We start from the raw sequence: 25,229 nt of genomic DNA, 5'->3' as shown, positions 1-25,229 counted from the left end.
ATTATTCAGAATTAGCAGATTATTTAGAAAAAAATTATGAGTTTGCAAATAAAATTGTGCTTATTGCTTTTACTATTCTATATTATTATGATTCGCAAGTTTTTATAGATAAATGGGATAAAGATGATGTTCCTCAGTCATTTGCATATTTAAAAAAGAATAAACATACTAAACCTATTTACCCAGATTTAGTATTTAAAGATATAAGACATGTTGGTTTAAATGCTATAGCTACTCTAATTAAAATAATGATTATGGAAAATAGTTAACGTACTTTTTAAAAACAATGGTAAGACTTCGTTAATGTGCATTGAATATTCTAATATTTCTTTTTGCAGCCTTACAGGAAAGGCCTTAAAAATGATTGACAATTTAGTAGAGTATCAAGGACTATTTTAGAAGTGAGTTACTTATTCTGATTGAGTTTTTTAAGTTAAGTAAAAGCAAAACTGAAGTAAGGCAATATTATTGGTAATTTTAAGTAAAAATCCCTTTTAAGTAATTAAAATTGGGATCAAATATAAAAAAGAAATGAGGTCATCAAAATGAAACCCGAAAAAGCCTATGAGTTAATTGTAAAATTGGGAAGTCCAAAGCCAAGCCATAAAGATGATTATTATATAGATTTTGTACCAATAACTTTTCCCAATGAAGATTATTCAGAACTGGCAGATTATTTAGAAAAAAATTATAAGTCTGATTTTGCAAATAAAATAGTCTTTATTGCTTTTACTATTCTATATTATTATGATTCGCAAGTTTTTATAGATAAATGGGATAAAGATACTGATCCTCGATCATTAACTTATTTAAAAAAGAATAAATATACTAAACCTATTTATCCAGATTTAGTGTTTAAAGATATAAGACATGTCGGTTTAAATGCTATAGCTACTTTGATTAAAATGATGGTTATGGAAAATAGCAAAGGAATTAATATACTTTTTAAGAATGATGGTAAGACTTCATTAATGAGTATTGAAGATGAGTATAGTACATATTTTTACAATCTTACTGGAAAAGGTTTAGAAATAATTGACAAATTAGTAGAACATCAAGGACTGTTTTTGAAGAAAAACACTTATTCTGATTCAGACTTTGTTTTCTAAATTAAATAAAAGCGAAACTGAAGTAAGGCAATATTAGTGGTATTTTTAAGTAGGAATCAGTTTATAAATAATTAAAATTGGAATCAAATCTAAAAAAATTGGGAGGAAGAAAATGAACTCTGAATTAGCCCATGTTATCATAGATAATCTGTTAGGTCCTGAGGGTTATGGTTATAAAGAAGACAAGGGCTGGAGAATAATTATAGACAAAAATGGTCATGGTCATGGTAAATGGAAACTCAAAAATAGAAAAGGAATCAGACAAGCTATATTGTCTGCTAATGGAAAAATCCTGAGAAATTAGAGAAATAAAAATATGAATCGAAAAAAGGCTAATGCCAATAAAATAAAAGACAAATTATTAAATACAGAAATAAATCCAAAAAACTATTATTATATAGATTTTGTACCAATAACTTTTCCCAATGAAGATTATTCTGAACTATCAGAATATTTAAACAAAGATTTTAAACCTCATTTTGCTAAAAAAATTATTTTTATTGCTTTCACAATTCTTTACTACTATGATTCACACGTTTTTTTAGATGATACTGACGAGAAGCCACTTTATCCAAAACTGATAAATAAAGATTTACGACGAATTGGTTTAGATAAATTAGCTAAACTGATAAAAAAAATAATTATTGAAAATTGGTCTGCTTTGTATATAATTTTCGATGATGGTAATCAGTTTTCAATAATGGTAATCGAAGATGGATATGATACATATTTTAAAAATCTTTCCAAGAGTTCTTTTAAGATGATTGATCAACTAGTATCACATCAAGGGTTGTTCTTGAAAAAATATATAAATAATTAAAGAGTTAAAGAGTAAGAATTGCGTAAGTAATTGATATTTTGCTTTTAAAAATAATGCTCTATGCTGAGGTAATAAGGGTATTGGAGGTTTATTTCCAATACCCTTATTAGTTTATTAGATAAATAACACTTAAATATCAGTAAAATTAATCATGTTAGCAAGCAGAATAAAAAGTAAAATTAAACTCCTCTGTTATTATCTTATATTATATAGTAAATGTTAATAACTTTGTATAATGTTTAATATAAGGAAAATAATACATATGAATATAGCATTAAAAAATTCTCTTAAAAAAAGCAGTTTAACTGTTGCAACCTTTACACTTTTTATTATCGTCAATGTTAACGTTGTTAGCGCTAATAGATTAAAAAATTATGAAAATCATATACAATTAGGAAGCAGCAAGAGCATTGATGGATCTACTAAAATTGGTTATCAAGAACTGGATACAAGAGTAGATGATGATTCTCAGATACAAAAAAATTCTGTACAAACTCAAGATGAATCAACTGTTGTCAAGTCTGGCAAATGGGGAGCTGACGGTCCTGAATGGAGTTATGATCCTTCAAATAACACATTAAAAGTGGGTGCCGGTACAATTAAGGATGCAGACAATGGTGCGGGCGCATTTGCAGACCCAGATATATTAAAAAACGTAAAGAGGATCCAATTTGACCAGCATTTAAAACTAGTAGGCGACTTTGGCTATTGGTTTCGATATGTAAAGGATGAGCGTTTAATAAATCTCACAGAGATTAGTGGTCTGAGTAACATTGATACTTCAGAAGTAACTAGCATGAGAGGGATGTTTTATGCCAGTAAAATTAAGTCTCTTGATTTATCAAGCTGGGACACTTCTGCAGTTACTGATATGAGTTACATGTTTACGGATATGTTCATAGATAGTGATGACGGATCATTAAATATTGGCGGTAATTTTGCTTCCAATGCAAAAAATGTCAAAGATATGACTTTTATGTTTAATGGTTGTGCAAATCTTACTAAAATTGATGGAGTCAAAGATCTTAATACCAGTTCTGTTACTTCAATGAAAAATATGTTTCATGGTGATTATAATTTAACTGAACTTGATTTAAGTCTTTTCAATACTGAAAAAGTGACTAACATGGCAGATATGCTTAGTTATTTGATCAGCCTCAACTACTTGGATTTGAGTTCGTTAGATACTACCCAAAGTCCCAATATGAAAAATATGCTGGCATATGATTTGACTCTACCAGTGGGGACTATTGTGAACGGCAAGGTTGTATACCAATACGCACCAGGTATAACTACTTTAGTTTTAGGCACAAAAACAAAATTAAGTACCGATGTGGCTTTGGGGCAACCAAATCCTGAAAAAACACCGAATAAAGAAAATTTTATCAACAAATGGCGATTGACCAATAATAATAGCGAACCTCAACTAACTACTGCTGAATTAATTCAAAAAAGTCAAGATGGATCTCTTAAGCCGGGCGCTTATACTTGGAAAAAACTAGTAACACCACCAGATGATACCGACAATAATTATCCTGCTCCTAATCCCGTTCCGGTTGAGCCAACAAATCCAGTGGAGAATAATGATGAAAATAAGGACAAAGACGAAAGCAATAATAACGGTTCAAGTAGCGAAAAGACTGTAGTGTTGATGCACAATGCTTATCTTTATGACAATACTGGTACTCGTGCAAACCAAATTATTTTAAAAATTGGTTCGAAACTAATGGCATATGGTAAAACGACTATCAACGGACGCAATTTTTACGTTCTAAATGGTAAAGGCAATAGCAAAATAAATTATTACATTGCTGCCGGTAATGTTGATTCTATAGTCCGTAAAATAAAACATAATGCATACATTTATAATCAATATGGTGATCGCCAAAATAAGAAAGTTTTGAAAAAAGGTTCAACAGCAAAAACATATGGTGATCCCATCAAAATTAAAAATAAAAAATATTACATTGTAGATAAAAATAGATTTGTTAAGAAAGCAAACTTTTAAGATAATCAAAAAGCATAATTCACTTCTAAGAATTATGCTTTTTTTGTGTTCGTTACATTACATTTTAATTGATTTTGAAAATTTCATTGTCAATTGTGACATTATCTTTAGAAAAGAAGGTTAATTGATCATTCTTTTTGTCTAAAGCAATGACCATTACTGTTGGATCATAGCCCTCTTTTTTGATAGCTTCAAAATCAACTTGAACTAAAGGATCACCTTTTTTGACTTCTTGTCCCTCTTTAGTAAGAACTTTGAAGTGCTTTCCTTTAAGGTTAACAGTATTTATGCCAATGTGAATTAGATATTCATTACCAAGAGGGGTGGTAATTCCAATGGCATGACCTGTTTTATATGCCACTGTGATCTTTCCGTTTACTGGTGAGACTATCAAATCACTGATTGGAATAATTCCAACTCCTGAACCCAAAGATTCAGAAGAAAAGACTTCATCATTCACTTGATCTAGAGCAACGACTTTACCATCAACTGGTGCACTGACAACTTCTTCAGAATTATCAATATTGTTACTAGTTATTATATTTCCTGTGCTATTTTCTAAATTGCTTTTGGTCACAGGCTGATCGATTTTGACAAATAGGTAAGTAAAAACAAAAGCTAATACAAAGCCTAAAACCCCAGTTATAATTGCATTAACGAAATTCCCCGGCTTACCAATAAAGTTTACGATAGTGAAAATACCAGGCGAGCCAAAAGAATAGCGAACAACTTTGGTAATCCCAGCATAAAAACCGGCAATTCCACCAGCCGCCATAACAGCATATAGAGCACGCTTGTATTTTAAGGTGACACCATAAAGTGCGGGTTCGGTAATACCAGAAAGGGCAGTAATTCCTGCAGACGTTGCAATTTGTCTGTTTCTAGGAGTTTTGTCTTTTACCGCAATTGCAAAAGAACAGCCAGCTTGAGCTATATTTGATGCAAGCATACCAGGTCCTTGCACGTTTTCACTTCTTGCTGCACTGGCAAATCCCAAAGAGGCTAAAGGTGTTAAGGCTACATGCATACCTACCATAACCAGAAGTGGAGTAAAGGTACCCATAAGAGTTGGCACTAGCCAAGGTACATATTTATTAAGTGAGTTAACTAAAAGTGCTAATAAATCACCTAACCAAGATCCAATTGGTCCAATTAGAATTAAAGCAAGAGGTGCCATAATTAAGAATATTAGTAATGGCCTTAGCATAGTTTTGATAACATTTGGTGAAACTTTTTCTGCAAATTTTTCAACATATGACTGAATCCAAATGCAGAGAATTATTGGAATTACAGTGCTGCTATATGAAGCCAAAGTAACAGGAATGCCGAAAAGTGCAACAGGCTTGCCTGCAGCTACCATAGCCGCCCAGTTGGGATGCAATAGCACACCAGCAATTGCAATGGACAAGAACTTATTGGTTTTAAAATATTCAGCAGCACTTACTGCCAGCATTACGGGTAAAAAGTAAAATACTGCATCGGCCATAAAACTCAAAATGGCGTAGCTTTGAGATTTTAGTGAGATTAAATTAAAAGTAGTTAAAATAGAAATAATAACTTTAAACATACCACCAGCTATTAAAGCAGTGATGATTGGAGCCATTATTCCCACTAGAACATTAATTAATCGTCTAAACCAGCCGACTTTATTTTTTTCGGTTTTATTAGTCTTGTCATCTTCACTTGAAATATGGTAATCTTTTTGAATTTGCCTAAAATATTCATCAACTTTTGCACCGATTATAACTTGCGACTCTTCCCCGGACTGAACCGCCCCTAAAACTTCTGGTTGTTTTCTTAAAAACTGATAGTTAAATTTTGTTTTATCTCTTAGGTAAAAACGAATGCGGGTAGCACAATGATACATACTTGTAATATTATTTGCCCCTCCAATATTTTCAACTATTAAATCAGTCACTTCTTTATTGCTTCTCATATACATTCTCCTTTAATACATCATTACTCTGTGAATATGAATAATAAGATAAGCTAATTCTTCCTTTGAAATTCTTTTGGTATATATCACTTCTAAAGTTTGCTTCAGTTTAAAAGCAATTTTACTTGCTTCAGGATATAAATCAGACACCTTTTCGAGTAAAGTAGGGTCATCCGCAAACATTTGATCATTTATATATCTTTCTGCAAAAAACTTTATATGTGTCACAAAGCGATCGTAATTTATTCCCTCATACTTTAACTTTCCGTGACTAATAACTCGTAAAGTTTGTAAAATGTTATCAATCATTCTGGAAATTTCTAAGACATTACTGCTTTCATCTTTGCTTGATGCATTTATAATGTGAAAAGCTATATTTGCTGCTTCTTCTTGTGGCATTTTGATGCCTAAATTTTTTTCAATAATATTTAGCGAGAATATACCTATTTTAAATTCATCTTTAAAATAGGTTTTCATTTCTAAGTATATTCTATTTCCCAGAGTTAAATTTTGCTCTAATCTTTGAGTGGCAAAATATAAGTGATCTGAAAGTGAATAGAAAATACTTGCATCCAGCTTCTCATTTAAAAACTTCTCCGCAAATTCAACAATTTCTTCTGTTGTTTTAATAATATTTGCAGGTATTTTTTTCAAAGATTGAATTAGCTCATTTTGCTTACTATTGTCTACTGAAGTATAAATACGGCTTATTTTTTCATCGGGTATAACTTGATTGATTTTTGCATGATATCCTATTCCTTTCCCAAAAGCAATATACTCTGTACCATCTTGTTCAATAACCACAACATTAACGTTAAGTATTTTCTTTATTTTATTCATTTTTGTTTGCCACTAAAAAAGCAGACAAAAACAACAATAATAACTAAGATTTAAAACTAAATTTTAGTCATCAATGTAGTCTTGCCTGCATTACCAGTTACATACGCTATCATTAACAAGGTTAATATAGCAGAAGTTTTTCAATTATGCAAGCGCTTTTATAAATTGTAAATTTTAAAAACTAAGTTGCAAAAATTAGGTCAATAAGCTCTTTTTTCGCCACTTGCTTTTGACTAGTTGCTTGATTTGCCAATAGCAAAATCTTGCTTGACGAGTACTTTGTTTAAAAACATCTGCATTTAGCACTTATGTTCATACTACTTCCATTTATTGTTTAAGCCTCTTAGCTGAAAAAATCGGCCTCTTACTCACATCTGATAGTCATTTGTTTTTAATCTTGCTATAATTACAAACTAAATAACTTAAGCTAAGATGAGGTAAAAGCATGAACAAAAAAGAGGTAAATGTCACACTAAAATGGGTTTTGAGCAATCTTAATCCATGGATGATACTTTGTTTATTTATCTTTGGCGTTACCAGTTCTTTTGAAGGAGTACTAAATGGTTATATATTAGGTTATATTCCCAGACTTAACGTCAAAGACGGAAACAGTTTGATCGCATTTGGCATAGCCGCAGTTTTATCATATTTAACCGTTTATGTTTCTCTTTTCTTATTTAGCCTGTTAATGCAAAAAGCAATTCAGACTTTAAATGAAAAGATAAAAGGCATTTATTTTAGGGCAAATTTTGCCAGTTCATTTAACAATCCTAACTTGGATTCATCTGAAGTTTTGAACAACATGACTAGTATTTCCAAACAGATAGAAGAAAAGTATTTTGAACCGCTTTTATTGCTTTTTCAAAGTTTGATGACGGTCATATCTTCTACAGTTGTAGTATTAATGACTAATCCAGTTTTAGGTCTGATTTATTTGGCTCTTTCCTTCATGTCGCTTCTTCCCAGTTATATGGGTAAAGAAAAGATGAAAATTAAGACAGACATGTGGAGCCATTCTAATTCCATTTTTTTAGCGATTACGCGTGACTTATTTGCAGGGCGTTTTGAAATTACGAATTTTGGAGTTAAAAAACTATTTATGCAGAAATTTGATCATTCTTTGCACGATGAGGAACAAAGATATTACCAATTGAATGCTTTCCAATATGTTCTGCAATTTATTTCCTGGTTATTTGCCATATTAATAACTTTAACTCCGATTTTCATAGGGCTTTGGATGGCCAAAAACAGCATCTTAGGGGTCACAGTAAGTACGATTCTTACCTTGACTCTTACTGCGGATCACGTGGTTGGTGGCTTTCGGCAGCTAACTAATTTTGAAACTCAAATTCAAAGTACAGAAGGAATTAGAAAGATTTCTTGGACTGAAACAAAAACAGATCAAAAAATTGCTCAGCCAGTCGCTGACAATAAACTGGTTGTTGAAAACCTGTCGGTTAAACATGGTGACCGAGAAATTTTTAAAAACCTGTCTTTAAGTCTAAATGAAAACGACAAAATGATTATTACAGGACCTTCGGGAGTTGGCAAATCAACTTTGCTAAATGCCATAGCAGGATACATTCCAATTGAAATGGGTGATGTGAAATTTGGCGGACACAAATTGAAATATTCAGATTTTGTATTTATTTCACAGAATATTTGGTTATTTGCAGGAACGATTCGGGAAAATCTTTCTCTTTTGCAAAATTTCACAGACGAAGAATTAGTTGCTTCTTTGAAAAAGGTAGGTTTATACAAAGAGCTAGGCAGCAAAGCACTGGATTTTGAAATTAAGGAACAAGGCAAAAACCTTTCCGGTGGACAAGCGCAGAGACTGGCTGTTGCCAGAGGACTTCTGCGTCATAAGAAGATCTTTTTACTAGATGAAATTACCTCTAGCCTGGATCATCAAAATGCTGATGAAGTACACCGCTTAGTTTACCAACTGCCTTCAATTGTTATTGAAGTGGCTCACAACTTTAACAAAAAAATAGCACAAGAAAACAACGTCAAGATCTTTAACTTAGCACAAAATACAAAATAAAAATAACCCGCAAAATGTTTCATTGCACACTTTGCGGGTTTTTAATTTATATTATTGCTACTTTTTACATCCCAGCCTTAATCATCTTTTTCTCAGCCATAGTCTTGCGTAAAGAGAGCATAGCAGTATAGGTAGACAAAATGTAAACCTTTTTCGTTGGTAAGTTAGCAATATTGGCAATTACTTCCTCATTGTCGTTGCAGGTAACCATTTTACCCGGGTCAAAACCGGCAACTTCCAGACGAAAGCCCATGTCGTGCCAGCGCTCGCCGCCAACCAGAATCTTTTTAATTTGCTTATGGTTGAGATCTTCAAACTGACCATCCCAAATCCAGGAAGTGTCAATTCCGTCGGCGTGATTGGCATTAAGCAAGGCTACTAATGAATAATCATCTTTTTCAGTGTTAAGCATGTGCAGCACTTCATCTAGACCAACCGGATTTTTAACTAAGATCAGGTCAATTTCTTTTCCTTCATATTTAATTAATTCTTGTCTGCCAAAAATCCGCTTGTTTTTTGCAAAAGCCTGAGCAATTTCTTCTTCACTCAGGTCAAAATAACGTGCCACAGAATAGGCAGCTAGAGCATTATAAATATTGTAAGTTCCGCCAATGTTGATGCTGTAGTCTTTTTTGCCCATTTGAAATTTGAGTTTATTTGGTGACTGCTCAATAATTTTGTTAACAGAATAGGTTAATTCGGGTCTGTGATAGTTGCAATTAGGACAGAAAAAATCTCCCAGGTTGGCATAAATACGTTCATGATAATGTAAGATATGATCACACTTAGGGCATAAGATGCCATCCGTGTTGACAGGAGCCTTGCTGTCATTTTGCGGCTTATCTCTAGGCAGTTTAAAGCCATAAAAAATTTTAGGATTAGGTAAGTCAACTGAAGAAAAGATACTGGCATCACCATTGGCAATAATAATAGCCTCGGGTGCCAGTTTGATTCCTTCAACAATTTTATCGTAGGTAGTGTAGATTTCACCGTAGCGATCCATTTGGTCGCGAAAAATATTGGTTAAAACAAAAACGCTGGGATGAAGCAGTTCCGTCACCATTTTGACATTTGCTTCGTCAACTTCTAACACTGCAATTGGTCTTGAAGATTTTTTCTTTTTGTGTGCTAAAAAGGCCGTCACAATTCCTTGTTGCATGTTGGAACCCGATGGATTGGTCAAAACGTCTCCATTTTTTTCTCTTAGTGCAGCCACGATCAAAGCTGTAGTCATGGTCTTGCCATTTGTACCGGTAACAACTACAGTTTCATATCCTTCAGCCAGCGTTTTTAAAATTTCAGGATCCAGGTCCATTGCCAACTTGCCGGGAAAACTGGTACCGCCTTTTAAAATATTATGTAAAAACCAGTAACTTGATTTACCCGCGCTTTTTGCTATTACAGACTTAAAACTCATATTCTTCCCTCGCTTTAAAATCACTATCAACTATAGCATAGCCACAAATTGAAAACGAGTTTTTAACCATTTAACTACACATATTTTATTTTTACATTATACTAGATTAGTTAGGTGAATTTAAATGAAACAAAGGAGCAAAAATGGCACAATTATTTTTTGAGTATGGCACGATGAGCAGTGGCAAAACTTTAGAGATACTAAAGGATGCTCATAACTATGAAGCTCAAGGTCGTAAAATCGCTTTGTTAACCAGTGGGATTGATGATCGCAGCGGAGTTGGAACTGTGGCCTCAAGAATTGGACTTCACAGAAATGCAGTTCCGATTGACCATGATTTTGATATTTTTGCTTATATAAAAAAGTTGAATGAGCAGGAAAAAGCACGTGGAGATGGCGCGATTGCCTGCGTGTTTGTTGATGAAGCTCAGTTTTTGGAGCGTCATCATGTGGTGGAATGCGCACAAATAGTGGACGATTTAGGTATTCCGGTAATGACATTTGGCTTAAAAAACGACTTCCAAAATAATTTATTTGAAGGAACCAAGAATTTATTAATTTTTGCTGATAAAATAAAAGAGATCAAAACGATTTGCCACTACTGCGGTAGAAAGGCTACAATGAATCAGCGGATACACAATGGTAAACCGGTTTATGAAGGCGAACAGGTTCAAATTGGCGGGGATGAAAGTTATTACCCGGTTTGTCGGTTTCATTATTTTCACCCGGAGCAAGAAAGATAGGAAGGGATTAGAACAACATGGATAAGATTATGGCACAGCTTGAAAGTCTTGTTGCTCATTATGACGAATTACAAGAGATGATGGCTGACCCAGAAGTTATCAATGATACTAAAAGGTACATGGAGGTTTCTAAAGAAGAAGCAGATTTGCGGGATGTAGTTGAAAAATACCGCAAATATAAGGCTGATAAAAAAGAAATCTCTGATAATAAGGATATTATTGCTAATGAAAATGATTCTGATTTGGTGGAAATGGCCAAAGAAGAAAATAATGATTTAGAGCAGGATATTGCTAAACTTGAAGATGAAATCAAGATTTTAATGCTGCCCAAAGATCCTAATGATGATAAGGATATTATCATGGAAATCAGGGGAGCAGCTGGTGGGGATGAAGCCTCCTTATTTGCTGGCGATTTGCTCAGAATGTATGAAAAATATGCAGAAAGACAAAACTGGCAGGTTTCTATTGTCGACAGTGAGCCAACCGAAGTTGGCGGTTACAAACGGGTTGCCATTATGATTACTGGCAATAAGGTTTATTCAAAACTTAAATATGAAAACGGAGCGCACCGCGTGCAACGCGTTCCTGTAACTGAATCTCAAGGTCGTGTTCATACTTCAACGGCAACTGTTGCCGTAATGCCTGAATACGAGCAGGTTGACCTTGATTTAGATCCCAAAGATATTAGAGTTGATGTCTACCGTTCTAGTGGTGCCGGCGGTCAGCATATTAACAAAACATCGAGTGCTGTGCGTATGACTCACTTGCCGACAGGAATCGTTGTCGCAATGCAGGATCAACGTAGTCAGCAACAAAACCGGGAAAAAGCGATGCAGATTTTAAAATCTCGTGTCTATGATTATTATGAAAGTCAAAATCGGGATCAATATGATGCCAAACGTAAAAATGCTGTCGGCACCGGTGACAGGTCAGAGCGTATCAGAACTTATAACTACCCGCAAAACCGTGTGACTGATCATCGTATCGGCTTGACGCTTAATAAACTTGACCGGGTAATGAACGGTGAACTTGACGAAATAATTGATGCTTTGATTTTGTATAACCAAACTAAGCAATTAGAGGAGCTGGCTGAACAAAATGTCTAAGATTGACACTTTAAAGAGTCTGAGAATTTGGGCTGCGGAAACGGCACCAGAAGAAAGGCCGGAAGACATCGCTTTTTTGCTGGCTGAAAGATTGCAACTCAGTCCAAGTGAGTTTCAATTAAAACAAGATATGGAACTAACTCCTCAGCAGGTTAAACAGGCACAAAATGATGTCCGCCAGCTGGCTAAAGGAATATCACCTCAGTATATTTTGGGTTATTCCTGGTTTTTTGGCTACAAGATTTTAGTAAAACGCGGTGTTTTAATACCCCGCTTTGAAACAGAAGAATTGGTTGAATGGACTCTGCAGGATCTAGCTAATGGTGACAAAGTGCTTGATTTAGGTACAGGTTCTGGGTGCATTACTGTAGCCCTAGCTAAAGAAGCTGCGAAAAAGCAAATTACGAATCTTGATTTATACGCTTCCGATGTTACCGATGCCGCCTTAAGAACAAGCGAAGAAAACTTCTTGATTCATAAAGTGGATGTAACAGTCCGTAAAGCCAATATCTTAATTGGACTGGAAAAATTCGATAAAATAATTTCTAATCCACCCTATATTAAGGAAACAGAAAAAGACGTGATGGATCAAAATGTTCTGCAAAATGAACCGAAAGAAGCGCTTTTTGGTGGTAAAAACGGCATTGAATTTTATCAAAAATTTGTTAAACAGGTGCGCGACCACTTAAATAGTGGCGGAGAATTTTTCCTGGAGTTTGGCTTTAGCGAAAAAGAACAGCTGGCTGAATTATTTGCTCAAGAATTGCCTGATTTTACTATTGAATTTAAGAAAGATTTAGCCGGGAAACCGCGTATGGTTAAGGGAAAGTGGAATAAATGATGGAAACAAAAATTTTTTCACAAGATCAAATAGATGATGCAGTAAAATTGCTTGCTGAAGGGGAGTTAGTTGCTTTTCCCACTGAAACCGTTTATGGCTTAGGTGCGATTGCTACAAATGAGCAAGCCGTTAAAAATGTATACGCAGCTAAAGGTCGTCCTAGTGACAATCCCTTAATTGTGACAGTCACTGATGCTCAAATGATGTCTAAATATGCCAAAGAAGTTCCAGAACGTGCTCAAAAATTAATCAAAAAATTTTGGCCCGGTCCGCTAACTCTCTTACTATATGTTAAACCTGACAGTTTGCCTAAAGCTGTCACCGGTGGTCTTGACACCGTGGCTTTTCGTTGCCCTCATGATGCTCTGACTCATGAACTGATCAGTAAATTGGGTTATCCAATTGTCGGGCCTTCTGCAAACACATCAACTAAGCCCAGTCCAACTACTGCCCAGCATGTTTATCATGACTTAAAAGGTAAAATTGCAGGGATTATTGATGGCGGACCTACAGAAGTGGGGTTGGAATCAACAATTATTGACCTCTCCGTTGCAACTCCAGTCGTTTTACGTCCTGGTGCAATCACACCTGAAGAGTTGAGCAATGCCTTGGGGGAAAAAGTTTTAATTAACAGCGGCAAGGTTTCTGATAAGGATGTTCCAAAAGCTCCGGGGATGAAATACCGCCATTATGCTCCCAGTGCTCCTGTAGTCGTTGTAGATGATCCGCAGGATTTTGCCAATATAGAATTGACGAGTGCGACAGGAGTGATGGCTTTAGTCACTGTGCTTAAAAAAATCAAGTTGCCAGGAGCTAACAAATTTAATCTAGGTCAAAATTTGGCGGATGCCGATCATAATTTATTCGGAGGCTTGCGTTATTTTGACGATAAGCCCGAAATCAAACAAATTTTTGTGCAGGGATTTAACGGCAGCGAGGACACTTTAGCCTACATGAATCGGCTTAATAAGGCAGCTGCAGGCCACCATTATCAGACAAAATAAAAATTTACTAGCAAAGGACTTTAAACCCTTTGTTTTTTTTATTAAAATACTCGTAAACGTAATTATGTTTATAGGAGGAAAAAGATGGGCAAATTTACGGTTTTGAATCATCCGTTAATTCAACACAAGTTAACAATTATTAGGCGTAAGGAGACAAGTTCCAACGAGTTTCGGCGTATTGTCGGTGAAATCGGGGGACTGATGACTTATGAAATTACCAGAGATTTGCCGCTAAAAGATGTTGAAATTGAAACACCGATTGGCAAGACCACACAAAAAGAAATTGCCGGTAAAAAATTGACTATTGTGCCAATTTTACGTGCCGGTATTGGTATGCTTAATGGTGTTATGGAAATGATTCCTTCGGCTAAAGTTGGAGTAATTGGCATGTACCGGGATGAAGAAACCCTTACGCCACATGAATATTTCTGTAAAATGCCAAAAGATGTTGCCGAACGCGAATGTTTGGTAGTTGATCCAATGCTTGCTACTGGTGGTTCAGCTAATATGGCGATTGGTGCGCTTAAAAAGCGTGGCGTCAAAGTTATCAAACTGGCTGTACTGGTAGCTGCTCCTGAAGGTGTTAAGGCTATTCAAAAAGAAAATCCGGACGTTGATATCTATACTGCCGCAGAAGACGAAAAATTGCTGCCAAATGGCTATATTACGCCAGGTTTGGGAGATGCAGGCGACAGACTATTTGGTACTAAATAACTATTTTTAGGTAAATTAATCGCAAAATACGCTTACATTTTTCACAAAATTATTGAATGGTGTTAATATTGTATGAGTGTTCGATAATTTGGGCACGAGAAGGGAGGTCACGAAGAATTGGAGCAATCATTTGTTTTTAAATTTCTGGGTTTGACATTTGATCTTTCTGGGATCATCGGCTCAACTTTAATGGCAGCTGTAGTATTGTTTGTCTGCATATGGTTATCACGAAAAGTTGAGATGAAACCGAATAAAAAGCAAAATATCATGGAATATTTGATAGACTTCACTGATGGTATTGTTAAAGACAATGTCAGTGATGTTGATGCGCGAAAGCACCTTTCGCTTTATGCTTTTGTTCTGTTCATCTACATTTGGTTCATGAACCAGTTGGGTCTCTTCCTAGAGGTTAAAGCGGGGGACAATATTTTTGTTAAATCTCCCACAGCAGATCCGGTGACGACAATGTCATTTGCAATGATGACCTTGCTTCTTTCATTCACTTTCGGAATGCAAAAATTCGGTACTGGTGGCTATTGGCGCAATTATGCCGAACCTGTTAGTTTCCTGTTTCCAATCAATATGATTGAGGAGATCACTAACTTCTTGACATTATCTTTGCGTTTATATGGTAATATCTACGCAGGTGAAGTGTTATTAACTTTAATAGGTAATAGCTTTGCTCCTAGCTTTGGTGTTATCACTTTGGTTTTAGCAGCACCGTTAGCTATGATCTGGCAAGGATTCTCTGTCTTCATTGGCTCTATCCAGGCATATGTTTTCGTAACTTTATCCATGGTCTATGTCGGAAAAAAGGTTACAAAAGAATAATTTTTTGGAGGTTTAAACATGTCACAAGCTTTTAAATATATCTCAGCAGCTATCGTAGCTGGTATCGCTGCTTTAGCAGCTTCTTGGGGTAACGGTAAAGTTATTACTAAAACAGTTGAGAGCATGGCTCGTCAACCAGAAAGCGCTGGTAACTTAAAATCAACAATGTTCATTGGTGTTGGTATGATTGAAGCCGTTCCTATTTTGGCGATTGTTGTTGCTTTCCTGATTCTCTTCCTTTAATTTTATTTAAAATAATTTAGGTAAAAGAGAGAAGGGCAGTAAATGACATTTCAAATTTTATTTGCAGCCTCAGCAGGTCACATTTACCTTGGAAATACTCTTTGGTATTTAATTGTTTTCGCAATTTTGCTTATTTTGGTTAAACATTATGCTTGGGGACCTGTTTCCGACATGATGGAAAAAAGACGCCAAAAGGTAATCAGTGATCTTGATTCAGCTGCAGGCAATCGCAAAAAGGCCGAGGTTTTGGCTAATGAGCGTGAAGCTGCCTTGAAGAACTCAAGACAAGAAGCAACGCAAATTTTGACTGACGCAAAGGCAAGTGCTGAGAAAACCAGTACGCAAATTGTGGCAGAAGCAAATGATAATGCGGCTTCTATTCATGAAAAAGCAAAAGCTGATGCTGCTCAGGCAAAAGCTGATGCCTTAGATGAAGCTCGTGCACAAGTTGCAGATATTTCTGTAACGATTGCGGAAAAAGTGATTTCTAAGAATTTATCTGCTGATGACCAAAAAGATTTGGTTGATCAATTTATTAAGGGGCTGAATAAATAATGGCCTTAAGTAAAGCAGAAATTGCTGCACGCTATGGTACTGCACTATTTGATTATGCAGAAGATATGGATGCCTTGGCTTCAGTTCACGCAGATTTGCAGGAACTGGCACAAGCCATCTCAGAATATCCGCAAATTTTGAAAGTTTTTAGCGATCCAATTTTTAACAGTGCTGAAAAAGCAAAGTCGCTTTCTGCGATTGAGCAGGGTCTGACTAAAGAGGTTCAGAATTTTTTGAATTTATTGTTAGACTATGATCATTTTTTGGAACTGCCGGAAATAATAAAATGTTTTAATGACTTATATAATCAAAGTCAAAAGATCGAAACTGGTGTTGCTGTTTCAGCAGTGCCGCTAGATCAAGAGCAATTGCAAAAATTAGGTGCTGGTTACGCCCAAAAATATAATTTGCAAAAAGTCATTCTCACTAATGTGGTTGACCAAAGTATTATTGGCGGTGTAATTTTAAAAGTTGGCGATTGCGTAATCGATGGGTCAGTCAAAAACAAACTGAAAAAAATTCGTGCGCAGTTAATTAATAAAAATTAAAAGAGGTGAAACCATTGAGCATAAAAGCAGAAGAGATTAGCTCTTTAATCAAGCAGCAGCTTGAACACTATGATGATAAGCTCGACATTAATGAAGTTGGAGTTGTTACATACATAGGTGATGGTATCGCCCGGGCTCACGGATTGAACAATGTTTTGGCCAACGAACTATTGGAATTTGACAATGGTTCTTATGGTATTGCACAAAACCTTGAATCAAATGATGTTGGTATCATTATTTTGGGCAATTTTGATGATATTCGTGAAGGTGACCAAGTCAAAAGAACCGGTGAAATTATGCGTGTGCCGGTTGGAGATGCACTAATTGGTCGCGTTGTTAACCCACTAGGTCAGCCAGTTGATGGACTTGGCGAAATAAAAACGTCAAAGACTCGTCCAATCGAGGCTTCGGCACCGGGTGTTATGGAACGCCAGTCAGTTAATCAGCCGCTGCAAACAGGTATCAAAGCCATTGATGCTTTGGTGCCAATCGGTCGAGGTCAACGTGAGTTAATTATTGGTGACCGTAAGACTGGTAAAACAAGTTTGGCAATTGATACAATTTTGAGTCAAAAAGGACAAGATGTTATTTGTATTTATGTCTTTATTGGTCAAAAGGAATCAACTGTCAGATCACAAGTAGAAACTTTAAAGCGCTTTGGCGCAATGGATTATACAATTGTAGTTGAAGCCGGCCCAAGTGAACCGGCACCGATGCTGTATATAGCACCATATGCCGGAACGGCTATGGGTGAGGAATTCATGTACAATGGCAAGGATGTCTTGGTGGTCTTCGATGACCTGTCAAAGCAAGCTGTTGCTTACCGTGAACTTTCTTTGCTTCTGCGTCGTCCGCCTGGTCGTGAAGCTTATCCTGGTGATGTCTTCTATCTGCACTCTCGTTTACTAGAACGTAGTGCAAAATTGAGTGATAAACTTGGTGGTGGCTCAATGACTGCCATTCCGTTTATTCAAACTGAAGCAGGAGACATTTCAGCATATATTCCAACTAACGTAATTTCAATTACTGACGGTCAAATTTTCTTGCAAAGTGATTTATTCTTTGCAGGTACCCGTCCTGCTATTGATGCTGGTAACTCAGTTTCTCGTGTTGGTGGTAGTGCTCAAATTAAGGCTATGAAGAAAGTTGCTGGTACACTTCGTACTGACCTGGCAGCTTACCATGAACTGGAAAGCTTTGCTCAATTTGGCAGCGATTTGGATCAGGCAACTCAAGCCAAACTGAATCGTGGCCGAAGAGTTGTTGAAGTTTTGAAACAGCCTTTGCATACGCCAATTCCAGTTGAAAAGCAAGTTGTCATTCTTTATGCTTTAACTCACGGCTATCTTGATTCTGTTCCAGTTGATGATATTGCCAAGTTTGAAAAAGAGTTATACGACAACTTCGATACTAATCACGCAGATTTACTAGAACATATTCGCAAGACTGGTGACCTGCCAGATGAAAAGAAATTACAGGCAGCAATTTCTAAATTTGCGGATAGTTTTTCACCAAGTAATAAATAGGAGGTAGTTATATGCCTGCATCTTTACTTGCGTTGAAGAAAAAAATAGCTTCAGTTAAGCAAACTGGTAAAATTACCGAGGCCATGAGAATGGTTTCGGCATCAAAATTAAACCAAACTGAAAAGCGAGATAAAGGTTACACAATTTATAATGATCATGTGCGACAAACTTTATCACGTTTGATGAGTGCTGAGGTAGTCAATCACTTGCATAAAGAGCATGTGGCAATTGACGAAGAAAGTATTGGCAAAATTGACTATGAAAATGTCTTTGGCCTGGGAATTGTTTCCGATATGGTCCAGGCACGCAAAAAGATCAACTCTACCGGATATTTGGTTATTACCGGTGACCGTGGTCTAGTCGGATCTTATAACAGTGCTGTTATTAAAAACATGATGGGTCTGTTTGAGGATTCAAAAGCGGAACATAAAGATGTTAAAGTCTTAGCCGTTGGGTCAGTAGGTGCTGATTTCTTCAAGAAAAACAATCTTAATGTTGTGTATGAAAATGACAGTATTACTGATGTACCTACTTTTGATGAAGTTTTACCAATTGTTTCAACTGCGATCAAAATGTATTTGAACGGAGTTTATGATGAGCTGTATGTTTGTTATACTCACCATATTAATTCGTTATCATCTGCATTTCGGGTTGAAAAAATGTTGCCGATCGTTGACATTGATATTGGTGTCAAAGAAGCTGAAGCTCATAAAGACTTAGAATACGATATCGAACCTGATGTTAATGCCGTTTTAACAACACTAATTCCTCAATATGCCCGCTCTACAATTTACGGTGCTATTTTGGATGCCAAAACTGCAGAGCATGCCAGTTCAATGACTGCAATGCAGAGTGCTACGGACAACGTTGATGATTTGGTTTCGAGTTTAACTACTAAATTAAACCGTGCAAGACAAGCAGAAATCACTACTGAAATTACTGAAATTGTCAGTGGTGCTAATGCTTTGAAATAATTAAGAAAAGGAGGTAGATGTTTTGAGTGAAGGTGAAGTTGTTCAAGTAATCGGCCCAGTTGTCGATGTCAAATTCCCGCTTGACAAAAATCTGCCTGATATTGACAATGCTTTGCGCGTCGTTAAGTCGGACGATGAATCTGTTGTTCTGGAAGTTACATTGGAGCTTGGCGACGGTATTTTAAGAACAATTGCCATGGAATCTACCAATGGCCTTAGACGGGGCATGAAAGTTGAAGACACAGGTGGCCCTATTTCAGTACCTGTTGGTAATGATACTTTGGGTCGTGTCTTTAACGTTTTAGGGGAACCTATCGATAATGGCCCTAAATTTGACAAAGATCATGCTCGTGACAGTATTCATAAGAATGCTCCTAAATATGATGAACTAACTACTAGTCAGGAAATTCTTGAAACTGGTATTAAAGTTATTGATTTGCTTGAACCTTATGTTCGAGGCGGAAAAGTTGGATTGTTCGGAGGTGCCGGGGTCGGCAAGACCACGATTATTCAGGAACTGATTCACAACATTGCCCAAGAACATGGTGGTATCTCAGTCTTTACCGGTGTTGGTGAAAGAACACGTGAAGGTAATGACCTTTACTTTGAAATGAAAGCATCTGGCGTTTTAAGCAAAACAGCCATGGTCTTTGGTCAAATGAATGAGCCGCCTGGTGCCAGAATGCGTGTAGCTCTGACTGGTTTAACTTTGGCTGAATACTTCAGAGATGTTGAAGGCCAAGACGTGTTGCTCTTTATTGATAACATTTTCCGGTTTACTCAGGCTGGTTCCGAAGTTTCCGCTCTGTTAGGACGTATGCCTAGTGCCGTTGGTTATCAGCCAACTTTAGCTACTGAAATGGGTCAGCTTCAAGAAAGAATTACTTCAACTAAGAAGGGTTCTATTACTTCGATTCAGGCGGTTTATGTGCCGGCCGATGACTATACTGACCCAGCTCCAGCTACTACTTTTGCCCACCTTGACGCTACTACCAACTTGGAACGTAGCCTAGTTGAGCAAGGTATTTACCCAGCCGTTGACCCGTTGCAGTCAACTTCCAGTGCTTTAGACCCAGAAATTGTTGGTCAAGAACATTATGAAGTGGCAACAGGGGTGCAACACATTTTGCAACGTTACCATGAATTGCAAGATATCATTTCAGTTTTGGGAATGGATGAGTTGTCCGACGAGGAAAAGGTGATTGTTAGCCGTGCTCGTAAAGTACAGTTTTTCTTATCACAAAACTTCTTTGTGGCAGAGCAATTTACTGGTGTGCCTGGTTCTTATGTTCCAATTAAGGAAACAATTAAAGGCTTTAAGATGATTTTGGATGGTCACTTAGATGATCTTCCTGAAGATGCATTCCGTAGTGTAGGCCGAATTGAAGATGTTTTAAAGAAGGCTGAGCAAATGGGTGTAACTCCTAGTGATCCAGAAGCTAAAGCATTATTAGAAAAGTAAGGTGATGTCAAATGGCAGATCCAGAAAAACTTTTTATGGTAAATGTTGTAACTCCAGATGGACTGATTTTTTCTCATCACTCCAGTATTGTGGAAATGCGGGCAATTGATGGTCAACGTTCAGTGATGTATAATCACTTGCCGATTTTAACTCCACTGGCGATAGGTGAGATTAAGGTTAAAAGAAGCCGCGAAATGAATAATGTTGTCAATCACATTGCTGTTAGTGGTGGCTACTTTGAATTTTCCAATAACGTAGCTACAATAATTGCTGACAGTGCTGAACGAGCTAGCAATATTGATGTATCTCGGGCTAAGGCAGCTAGAGAACGTGCGCAAAATGCACTGAAAAAGGCTCAAGCTGCTCATGACCAGCGATCACTTGAGAGGGCACAGGTTGCACTCAGAAGAGCCATCAATCGAATAAGTGTTTACAATTCAGACAATTAGAATTAAAGTTTTAAGCGGATGCACTGCTTTGTGCGTCCGCTTTTATTGTGACTTAAGAAAAGTGAGAAAGAATATGTTTCAACTTGGCGTCCATGCCTTAATTAGTATAGTAATTTATTTAATTACGATCGGCTTGTCCTTTCAGATTATGAAAAGTGTCCGCATTGAAAAAATAATTCGTAAAAACAGGGTCTTTGAAGCACAGTTGCTGCTGATTTTTGCTGCGATTGCTTTAGGTTTTCTTGTTGGTAATTTTTTAATCACATTAATTGATACATCCATGCAGTTAAGCAATTTCTTTTAAGACTTGTTAAAACTAATAAGTTGCCTACAAATTTAAAGTATTTGTGGTAAAATATGAATTGAATATTATGGAGGATTATTGTGGCACGAGATATAGGAATAGATTTAGGAACAGCGAATGTGCTCATAAACGTTTCAGGCAAGGGAATTGTTTTAAATGAGCCTTCAGTTGTTGCTGTCAATACAAGTACAAATAAAGTGGTAGCTGTTGGAACAGAAGCCTACAAAATGGTGGGAAGAACTCCCGGTAATATCCGCGTGATTCGTCCCTTAAAGAATGGAGTTATTGCGGATTTTGATATTACTGAAGCAATGCTATCCTATTTTATTGAAAAATTAAATGTAAAAGGCTTTATGTCCAAACCAAATATTTTAATATGTGCTCCTACAGGGGTAACTCAGATCGAGCAAAAAGCAATTATTCAGGCTGCTGAAAAATCTGGTGGGGGAAAGGTCTATCTTGATTTTGAACCTAAGGTTGCTGCCGTTGGGGCTGGTCTTGATATTTTTAAACCCCAAGGCAACATCGTGATTGATATTGGTGGTGGCACTACTGATATTGCAATTTTATCAATGGGTGAAATAGTGACAAGTCAATCTCTTCGTTTTGCCGGTGACCACTTAAATCAGGCTATAGTTACATACATAAAAAATAAGTATAACTTGCTGATCGGTTCCCGAACGGCTGAACAAATAAAGATTGAAATTGGTAGTGCTTATGAACCAGAAAAAGAAAAAAGCATTTCGGTTCGTGGACGTGATGTGGTTGATGGTTTGCCGAAGCAGGCTACTGTGACAGCGCCTGAAATTCAAGAAGCACTTCATGACGGTCTAATGAACATTATTGCGGCTACTAAAGAAGTTTTAGAAAAAACACCGCCTGAGCTTTCCGCGGATATTATTGACCGCGGCATCATGCTGACTGGTGGCGGGGCACTTTTGAGAAATATTGACAAGCTGATTTCATATTACCTCAAAGTGCCGGTACTTACAGCTGATCATCCACTTGAAGCGGTAGCACTTGGTACTGGAATTTTACTCAAGAACATCGAGAAGCATCAGCGCCACTAATTTTTGGAGGCTCGATTTGCGTAAAATACTGATTTATTTAGTTAAAATTTATCAGAGATTCATTTCTCCGGCTTTTCCAAAATCTTGCCGTTATTATCCGACTTGCTCAACCTATATGGTTGATGCATTAACCAAATTTGGACCATTTTTAGGACTAATAATGGGGATTTGCCGGATATTGCGTTGCAATCCTTTTGTGCGCGGCGGAGTTGATCCCGTACCAGATAAATTTACTATTTTTCGCAATCATCATCCAGAACGATATGAAGATGAAATTATAGCGAAAAAATTTCATCCAAATATAAAGTAGGAGAATTTATGTCAAAAAAATCAGAAAATATTAACGTTGAAATCAATGAAATCAAGGGTAAAGAAAACTCTACCTGGGAAGTTGTAATTCCTCAGAAAAAATCTATTGGTGTAATTGAAAAAATTGCAGGTCGTTATCGGGCTACAACTGGCAAAACCAATAGCATCTTGTATGCAAAAAGCTTAGAAAGCAGCATTAATGGTTTGCTTTCATACTTTGCTTTACATGAAAAGTAATAGGTTGTGATAATTAATGGTCAAAGTACAAAATAAAACCAATCTTTTTGATCGGATTGCCTGGAATATTGTTGTCCCTGTGCTATTGCTGGCAGCAGTGGGCCTTTATTCCATTTATTTTGCGGCAGTTGATGATCCCAGTCACATGGGTAGCCCGGTAAAAGCTGTGGCAATGCAGGGACTTTGGTATATTATTTCAGTGGCCATCGTTGTTTTTGTAATTCAGTTTGACGCTGAACAACTATACAGAATTGCGCCATATGTTTATGGACTTGGTATCTTGCTCCTGATTGCGGTTTTGTTCTTTTACAATCGCAGCATTGCTGCAGATGCTGGAGCCAAAAGCTGGTTTAAGCTAGGGCCAATTTCTTTTCAGCCATCTGAGGTCATGAAACCCGCTTTTATACTGATGCTGGCGCGGGTTGTGCGCGAGCATAATGACAAGTTTGCTCATACTATCAAAAATGATTGGATTTTAATCGGCAAAATGTTAGTTTGGCTCTTACCGATTGCCATATTGCTAAAGTTGCAAAATGACTTCGGTACGATGCTGGTCTTTATTGCAATCGTAGGGGGTGTTATATTAGTTTCCGGTATTTCCTGGAAAATAATTGCACCGATGTTTGCGGCAGTCTTTGTTCTGGGAGTCGTGGTCATTTACATGGTTACCACACCCGGGGGACAATCAATTTTAAGTCACTTTTTCCAGCCATACCAGTTCAGACGTATTATGTCATGGCTGAACCCATCTACTGATACTTCTAAAGCCGCATATCAATTGTGGCAAAGTATGCAGTCAATCGGTTCTGGACAAATTTTTGGCAATGGCTTTGGCAAACTGAGTGTTTACGTACCAGTACGAGGGTCTGACATGGTTTATTCAGTAATTGGTGAATCATTCGGATTTGTTGGTAGTGTAGCCGTCATTCTGCTTTACTTGTACTTGATCGTGCAGATGGTACGCATCACATTTGATACTAAAAACGCATTTTATTCTTATGTCTCAACCGGTGTAATTATGATGATACTTTTCCATGTGTTTGAAAACATAGGCATGAGTATTGATCTTTTGCCACTTACAGGTATTCCATTGCCGTTCATTTCCCAGGGTGGTTCAGCCCTGATTGGAAATATGATTGGTATTGGGATGATCTTGTCCATGAAGTTTCATAATAAAGACTACATGTTCAGCCAAGCAGGCGATTTCTAAAAATTTAATAACACACAAAAAGAGCATTTCACGTCAAAAATGAAATGCTCTTTTTTACTTGGCTAAGTTTTCGTTTGAACGACAGACTAAGACGTCACAATCAGCAGTTCTGGTAACGTATTCTGTTACACTGCCGATTAGTATGCGCTCAACAGCGTTCAGACCAGTAGCTCCTAATACAATTAAATCAACTTGGTGCTTTTTAGGAAACTGGTGGGCAATGATTGCTTTGGGAGCTCCAAATTCAATTGAGTAGTGAACTTCCTTGACGCCAGCTTCCGTAGCTTGCTTGTAGTAATTCTGCAATTTTTCCTTAGCATCGTTTGATACTTGCTCAACCATCTCTGAATCAAAGCTGGAAACATTTTGGAAAGATCTGGTATCAATGACATGCAGAATTTCCAATGCAGCATCATTCCGTTTAGCTGCAGAGATAGCTTTTTTAAAAGCTAGGTCGGCTTCCTTAGAGCCATCAACTGCGACTTGAATACGGTGATATTGTTTCATCATTTAAAACACCTCTCTTACCATTATTTTACCAAATTTTAGTGCAATTAATCACCCTTTTGATTAAGTAAAAGACTAAAAATTAAAATCGTGATGCTGCTGAGAGCTAGGGTAATTAAATTAAGGTACTTATTTGCCTGAAATACTAAAACCAGACCCAATAAAGTTTCTAAACCCAAGATAATCGCAGTCCAGGACATTATAGAACTGAAGTTAGAAATGTTTTTACTATCATAGATTAAAAAATGACTGTGACGATTATGCCATAAATAAAAGGCAGTCAAAAGTAATATTGCAAGATATATAGTGATAACAACTTTTATAGCCATAAAATCTCCAAACAAAAAAACGGTCCGCAGACCGTTTCCTAATATTCTCAAGAAATCCGAGTCATCGAAACATAGCAAAACAATGCTTGT

General features: G+C 36.7%; 28 protein-coding genes. 23 read left to right on the top strand and 5 right to left on the bottom strand.

Annotation, left to right across the window (positions count from 1 at the left end; genetic code table 11):
- Nucleotides 1–545 precede the first annotated feature (545 nt).
- The 4 genes from ERK18_RS03355 to ERK18_RS03340 all read left to right on the top strand — a co-directional run bounded on the left by ERK18_RS03355 (nt 546) and on the right by ERK18_RS03340 (nt 3,937).
- On the top strand, nt 546–1,109 hold the full coding sequence (locus ERK18_RS03355) for a hypothetical protein (protein WP_261982424.1): 564 nt from the start codon (nt 546–548) through the stop codon (nt 1,107–1,109).
- 112 nt (nt 1,110–1,221) lie between these two features.
- The gene (locus ERK18_RS03350; RefSeq protein WP_187154297.1) at nt 1,222–1,413 is read left to right on the top strand and encodes a hypothetical protein; all 192 of its coding nucleotides are present in this window, start codon (nt 1,222–1,224) and stop codon (nt 1,411–1,413) included.
- Between the two features lie 12 nt (nt 1,414–1,425).
- Entirely contained in the window at nt 1,426–1,929 is a 504-nt protein-coding gene (locus ERK18_RS03345; protein WP_187154296.1) for a hypothetical protein, read from the top strand.
- A 262-nt stretch (nt 1,930–2,191) separates the two neighbouring features.
- The gene (locus tag ERK18_RS03340; protein WP_187154295.1) at nt 2,192–3,937 is read left to right on the top strand and encodes a BspA family leucine-rich repeat surface protein; all 1,746 of its coding nucleotides are present in this window, start codon (nt 2,192–2,194) and stop codon (nt 3,935–3,937) included.
- A 64-nt stretch (nt 3,938–4,001) separates the two neighbouring features.
- Here ERK18_RS03340 and ERK18_RS03335 read toward each other — a convergent pair whose 3' ends face one another.
- Nucleotides 4,002–5,873: a beta-glucoside-specific PTS transporter subunit IIABC gene (locus ERK18_RS03335; RefSeq protein ID WP_187154294.1), complete on the bottom strand. Its 1,872-nt coding sequence runs from the start codon at nt 5,871–5,873 to the stop codon at nt 4,002–4,004.
- Between the two features lie 12 nt (nt 5,874–5,885).
- Nucleotides 5,886–6,713 (bottom strand): PRD domain-containing protein, encoded by an 828-nt coding sequence (locus ERK18_RS03330; RefSeq protein WP_034981220.1) that lies wholly within the window; start codon nt 6,711–6,713, stop codon nt 5,886–5,888.
- A 445-nt stretch (nt 6,714–7,158) separates the two neighbouring features.
- Between ERK18_RS03330 and ERK18_RS03325 the strand changes: the two genes are divergently transcribed.
- Nucleotides 7,159–8,760: an ATP-binding cassette domain-containing protein gene (locus ERK18_RS03325; RefSeq protein WP_187154293.1), complete on the top strand. Its 1,602-nt coding sequence runs from the start codon at nt 7,159–7,161 to the stop codon at nt 8,758–8,760.
- Between the two features lie 64 nt (nt 8,761–8,824).
- Here ERK18_RS03325 and ERK18_RS03320 read toward each other — a convergent pair whose 3' ends face one another.
- A complete protein-coding gene (locus ERK18_RS03320; RefSeq protein WP_187154292.1) occupies nt 8,825–10,177 on the bottom strand; it encodes a Mur ligase family protein in 1,353 nt (450 codons plus the stop codon).
- Nucleotides 10,178–10,320: 143 nt separating this feature from the next.
- Here ERK18_RS03320 and ERK18_RS03315 point away from each other — a divergent pair, with 143 nt between their 5' ends.
- From ERK18_RS03315 to ERK18_RS03230, 18 genes are all read left to right on the top strand, one after another.
- Entirely contained in the window at nt 10,321–10,920 is a 600-nt protein-coding gene (locus ERK18_RS03315; RefSeq protein WP_187154291.1) for a thymidine kinase, read from the top strand.
- Nucleotides 10,921–10,937: 17 nt separating this feature from the next.
- A complete protein-coding gene (prfA, locus tag ERK18_RS03310) occupies nt 10,938–12,026 on the top strand; it encodes a peptide chain release factor 1 (protein ID WP_045927960.1) in 1,089 nt (362 codons plus the stop codon).
- Nucleotides 12,019–12,867, top strand: coding sequence for a peptide chain release factor N(5)-glutamine methyltransferase (gene prmC, locus ERK18_RS03305; protein WP_187154290.1), 849 nt, complete (start codon nt 12,019–12,021; stop codon nt 12,865–12,867). Before prfA ends, prmC begins: the two co-directional genes overlap by 8 nt.
- Entirely contained in the window at nt 12,867–13,871 is a 1,005-nt protein-coding gene (locus ERK18_RS03300; protein WP_187154565.1) for an L-threonylcarbamoyladenylate synthase, read from the top strand. The genes prmC and ERK18_RS03300 overlap by 1 nt, the downstream gene beginning before the upstream one ends.
- A gap of 84 nt (nt 13,872–13,955) precedes the next feature.
- A complete protein-coding gene (gene upp / locus ERK18_RS03295; protein WP_187154289.1) occupies nt 13,956–14,585 on the top strand; it encodes a uracil phosphoribosyltransferase in 630 nt (209 codons plus the stop codon).
- 117 nt (nt 14,586–14,702) lie between these two features.
- Nucleotides 14,703–15,416: a F0F1 ATP synthase subunit A gene (gene atpB / locus ERK18_RS03290; protein ID WP_046324709.1), complete on the top strand. Its 714-nt coding sequence runs from the start codon at nt 14,703–14,705 to the stop codon at nt 15,414–15,416.
- A gap of 18 nt (nt 15,417–15,434) precedes the next feature.
- Nucleotides 15,435–15,659, top strand: coding sequence for a F0F1 ATP synthase subunit C (atpE, locus tag ERK18_RS03285; protein ID WP_187154288.1), 225 nt, complete (start codon nt 15,435–15,437; stop codon nt 15,657–15,659).
- A gap of 42 nt (nt 15,660–15,701) precedes the next feature.
- Complete coding sequence (atpF, locus tag ERK18_RS03280; protein ID WP_187154287.1) at nt 15,702–16,214, top strand: F0F1 ATP synthase subunit B; 513 nt, start codon at nt 15,702–15,704, stop codon at nt 16,212–16,214.
- Nucleotides 16,214–16,762: an ATP synthase F1 subunit delta gene (gene atpH / locus ERK18_RS03275; protein WP_187154286.1), complete on the top strand. Its 549-nt coding sequence runs from the start codon at nt 16,214–16,216 to the stop codon at nt 16,760–16,762. The genes atpF and atpH overlap by 1 nt, the downstream gene beginning before the upstream one ends.
- 14 nt (nt 16,763–16,776) lie before the next feature.
- Complete coding sequence (atpA, locus tag ERK18_RS03270) at nt 16,777–18,288, top strand: F0F1 ATP synthase subunit alpha (RefSeq protein WP_187154285.1); 1,512 nt, start codon at nt 16,777–16,779, stop codon at nt 18,286–18,288.
- An 11-nt stretch (nt 18,289–18,299) separates the two neighbouring features.
- Nucleotides 18,300–19,262 carry a F0F1 ATP synthase subunit gamma gene (locus ERK18_RS03265; RefSeq protein WP_046331977.1) on the top strand — a complete coding sequence of 321 codons (963 nt, stop codon included), beginning with the start codon at nt 18,300–18,302 and terminating at the stop codon, nt 19,260–19,262.
- A 22-nt stretch (nt 19,263–19,284) separates the two neighbouring features.
- On the top strand, nt 19,285–20,724 hold the full coding sequence (gene atpD, locus ERK18_RS03260; protein ID WP_046331978.1) for a F0F1 ATP synthase subunit beta: 1,440 nt from the start codon (nt 19,285–19,287) through the stop codon (nt 20,722–20,724).
- Nucleotides 20,725–20,735: 11 nt separating this feature from the next.
- Complete coding sequence (locus tag ERK18_RS03255) at nt 20,736–21,173, top strand: F0F1 ATP synthase subunit epsilon (protein WP_187154284.1); 438 nt, start codon at nt 20,736–20,738, stop codon at nt 21,171–21,173.
- Nucleotides 21,174–21,246: 73 nt separating this feature from the next.
- The gene (locus ERK18_RS03250; protein ID WP_187154283.1) at nt 21,247–21,477 is read left to right on the top strand and encodes a DUF1146 family protein; all 231 of its coding nucleotides are present in this window, start codon (nt 21,247–21,249) and stop codon (nt 21,475–21,477) included.
- Nucleotides 21,478–21,557: 80 nt separating this feature from the next.
- Nucleotides 21,558–22,547, top strand: coding sequence for a rod shape-determining protein (mreB, locus tag ERK18_RS03245; protein ID WP_187154282.1), 990 nt, complete (start codon nt 21,558–21,560; stop codon nt 22,545–22,547).
- A 16-nt stretch (nt 22,548–22,563) separates the two neighbouring features.
- On the top strand, nt 22,564–22,857 hold the full coding sequence (gene yidD / locus ERK18_RS03240) for a membrane protein insertion efficiency factor YidD (protein WP_187154281.1): 294 nt from the start codon (nt 22,564–22,566) through the stop codon (nt 22,855–22,857).
- Between the two features lie 8 nt (nt 22,858–22,865).
- Entirely contained in the window at nt 22,866–23,093 is a 228-nt protein-coding gene (locus ERK18_RS03235) for a DUF2969 domain-containing protein (RefSeq protein WP_187154280.1), read from the top strand.
- 16 nt (nt 23,094–23,109) lie between these two features.
- Entirely contained in the window at nt 23,110–24,303 is a 1,194-nt protein-coding gene (locus ERK18_RS03230; protein ID WP_187154279.1) for an FtsW/RodA/SpoVE family cell cycle protein, read from the top strand.
- 54 nt (nt 24,304–24,357) lie between these two features.
- On the opposite strand, the gene ERK18_RS03225 is transcribed toward ERK18_RS03230, so the two are convergent.
- A complete protein-coding gene (locus ERK18_RS03225; RefSeq protein ID WP_187154278.1) occupies nt 24,358–24,813 on the bottom strand; it encodes a universal stress protein in 456 nt (151 codons plus the stop codon).
- A 44-nt stretch (nt 24,814–24,857) separates the two neighbouring features.
- Nucleotides 24,858–25,139 (bottom strand): hypothetical protein, encoded by a 282-nt coding sequence (locus tag ERK18_RS03220; RefSeq protein ID WP_046331989.1) that lies wholly within the window; start codon nt 25,137–25,139, stop codon nt 24,858–24,860.
- Between the last annotated feature and the right edge of the window lie 90 nt (nt 25,140–25,229).

The sequence above is a fragment of the Lactobacillus kimbladii genome (assembly GCF_014323605.1).
Lineage (GTDB): Bacteria > Bacillota > Bacilli > Lactobacillales > Lactobacillaceae > Lactobacillus > Lactobacillus kimbladii_B.
The sequence above is the reverse complement of the archived record's forward strand: the minus strand, read 5'-3'. Positions and strand labels throughout refer to the sequence as shown.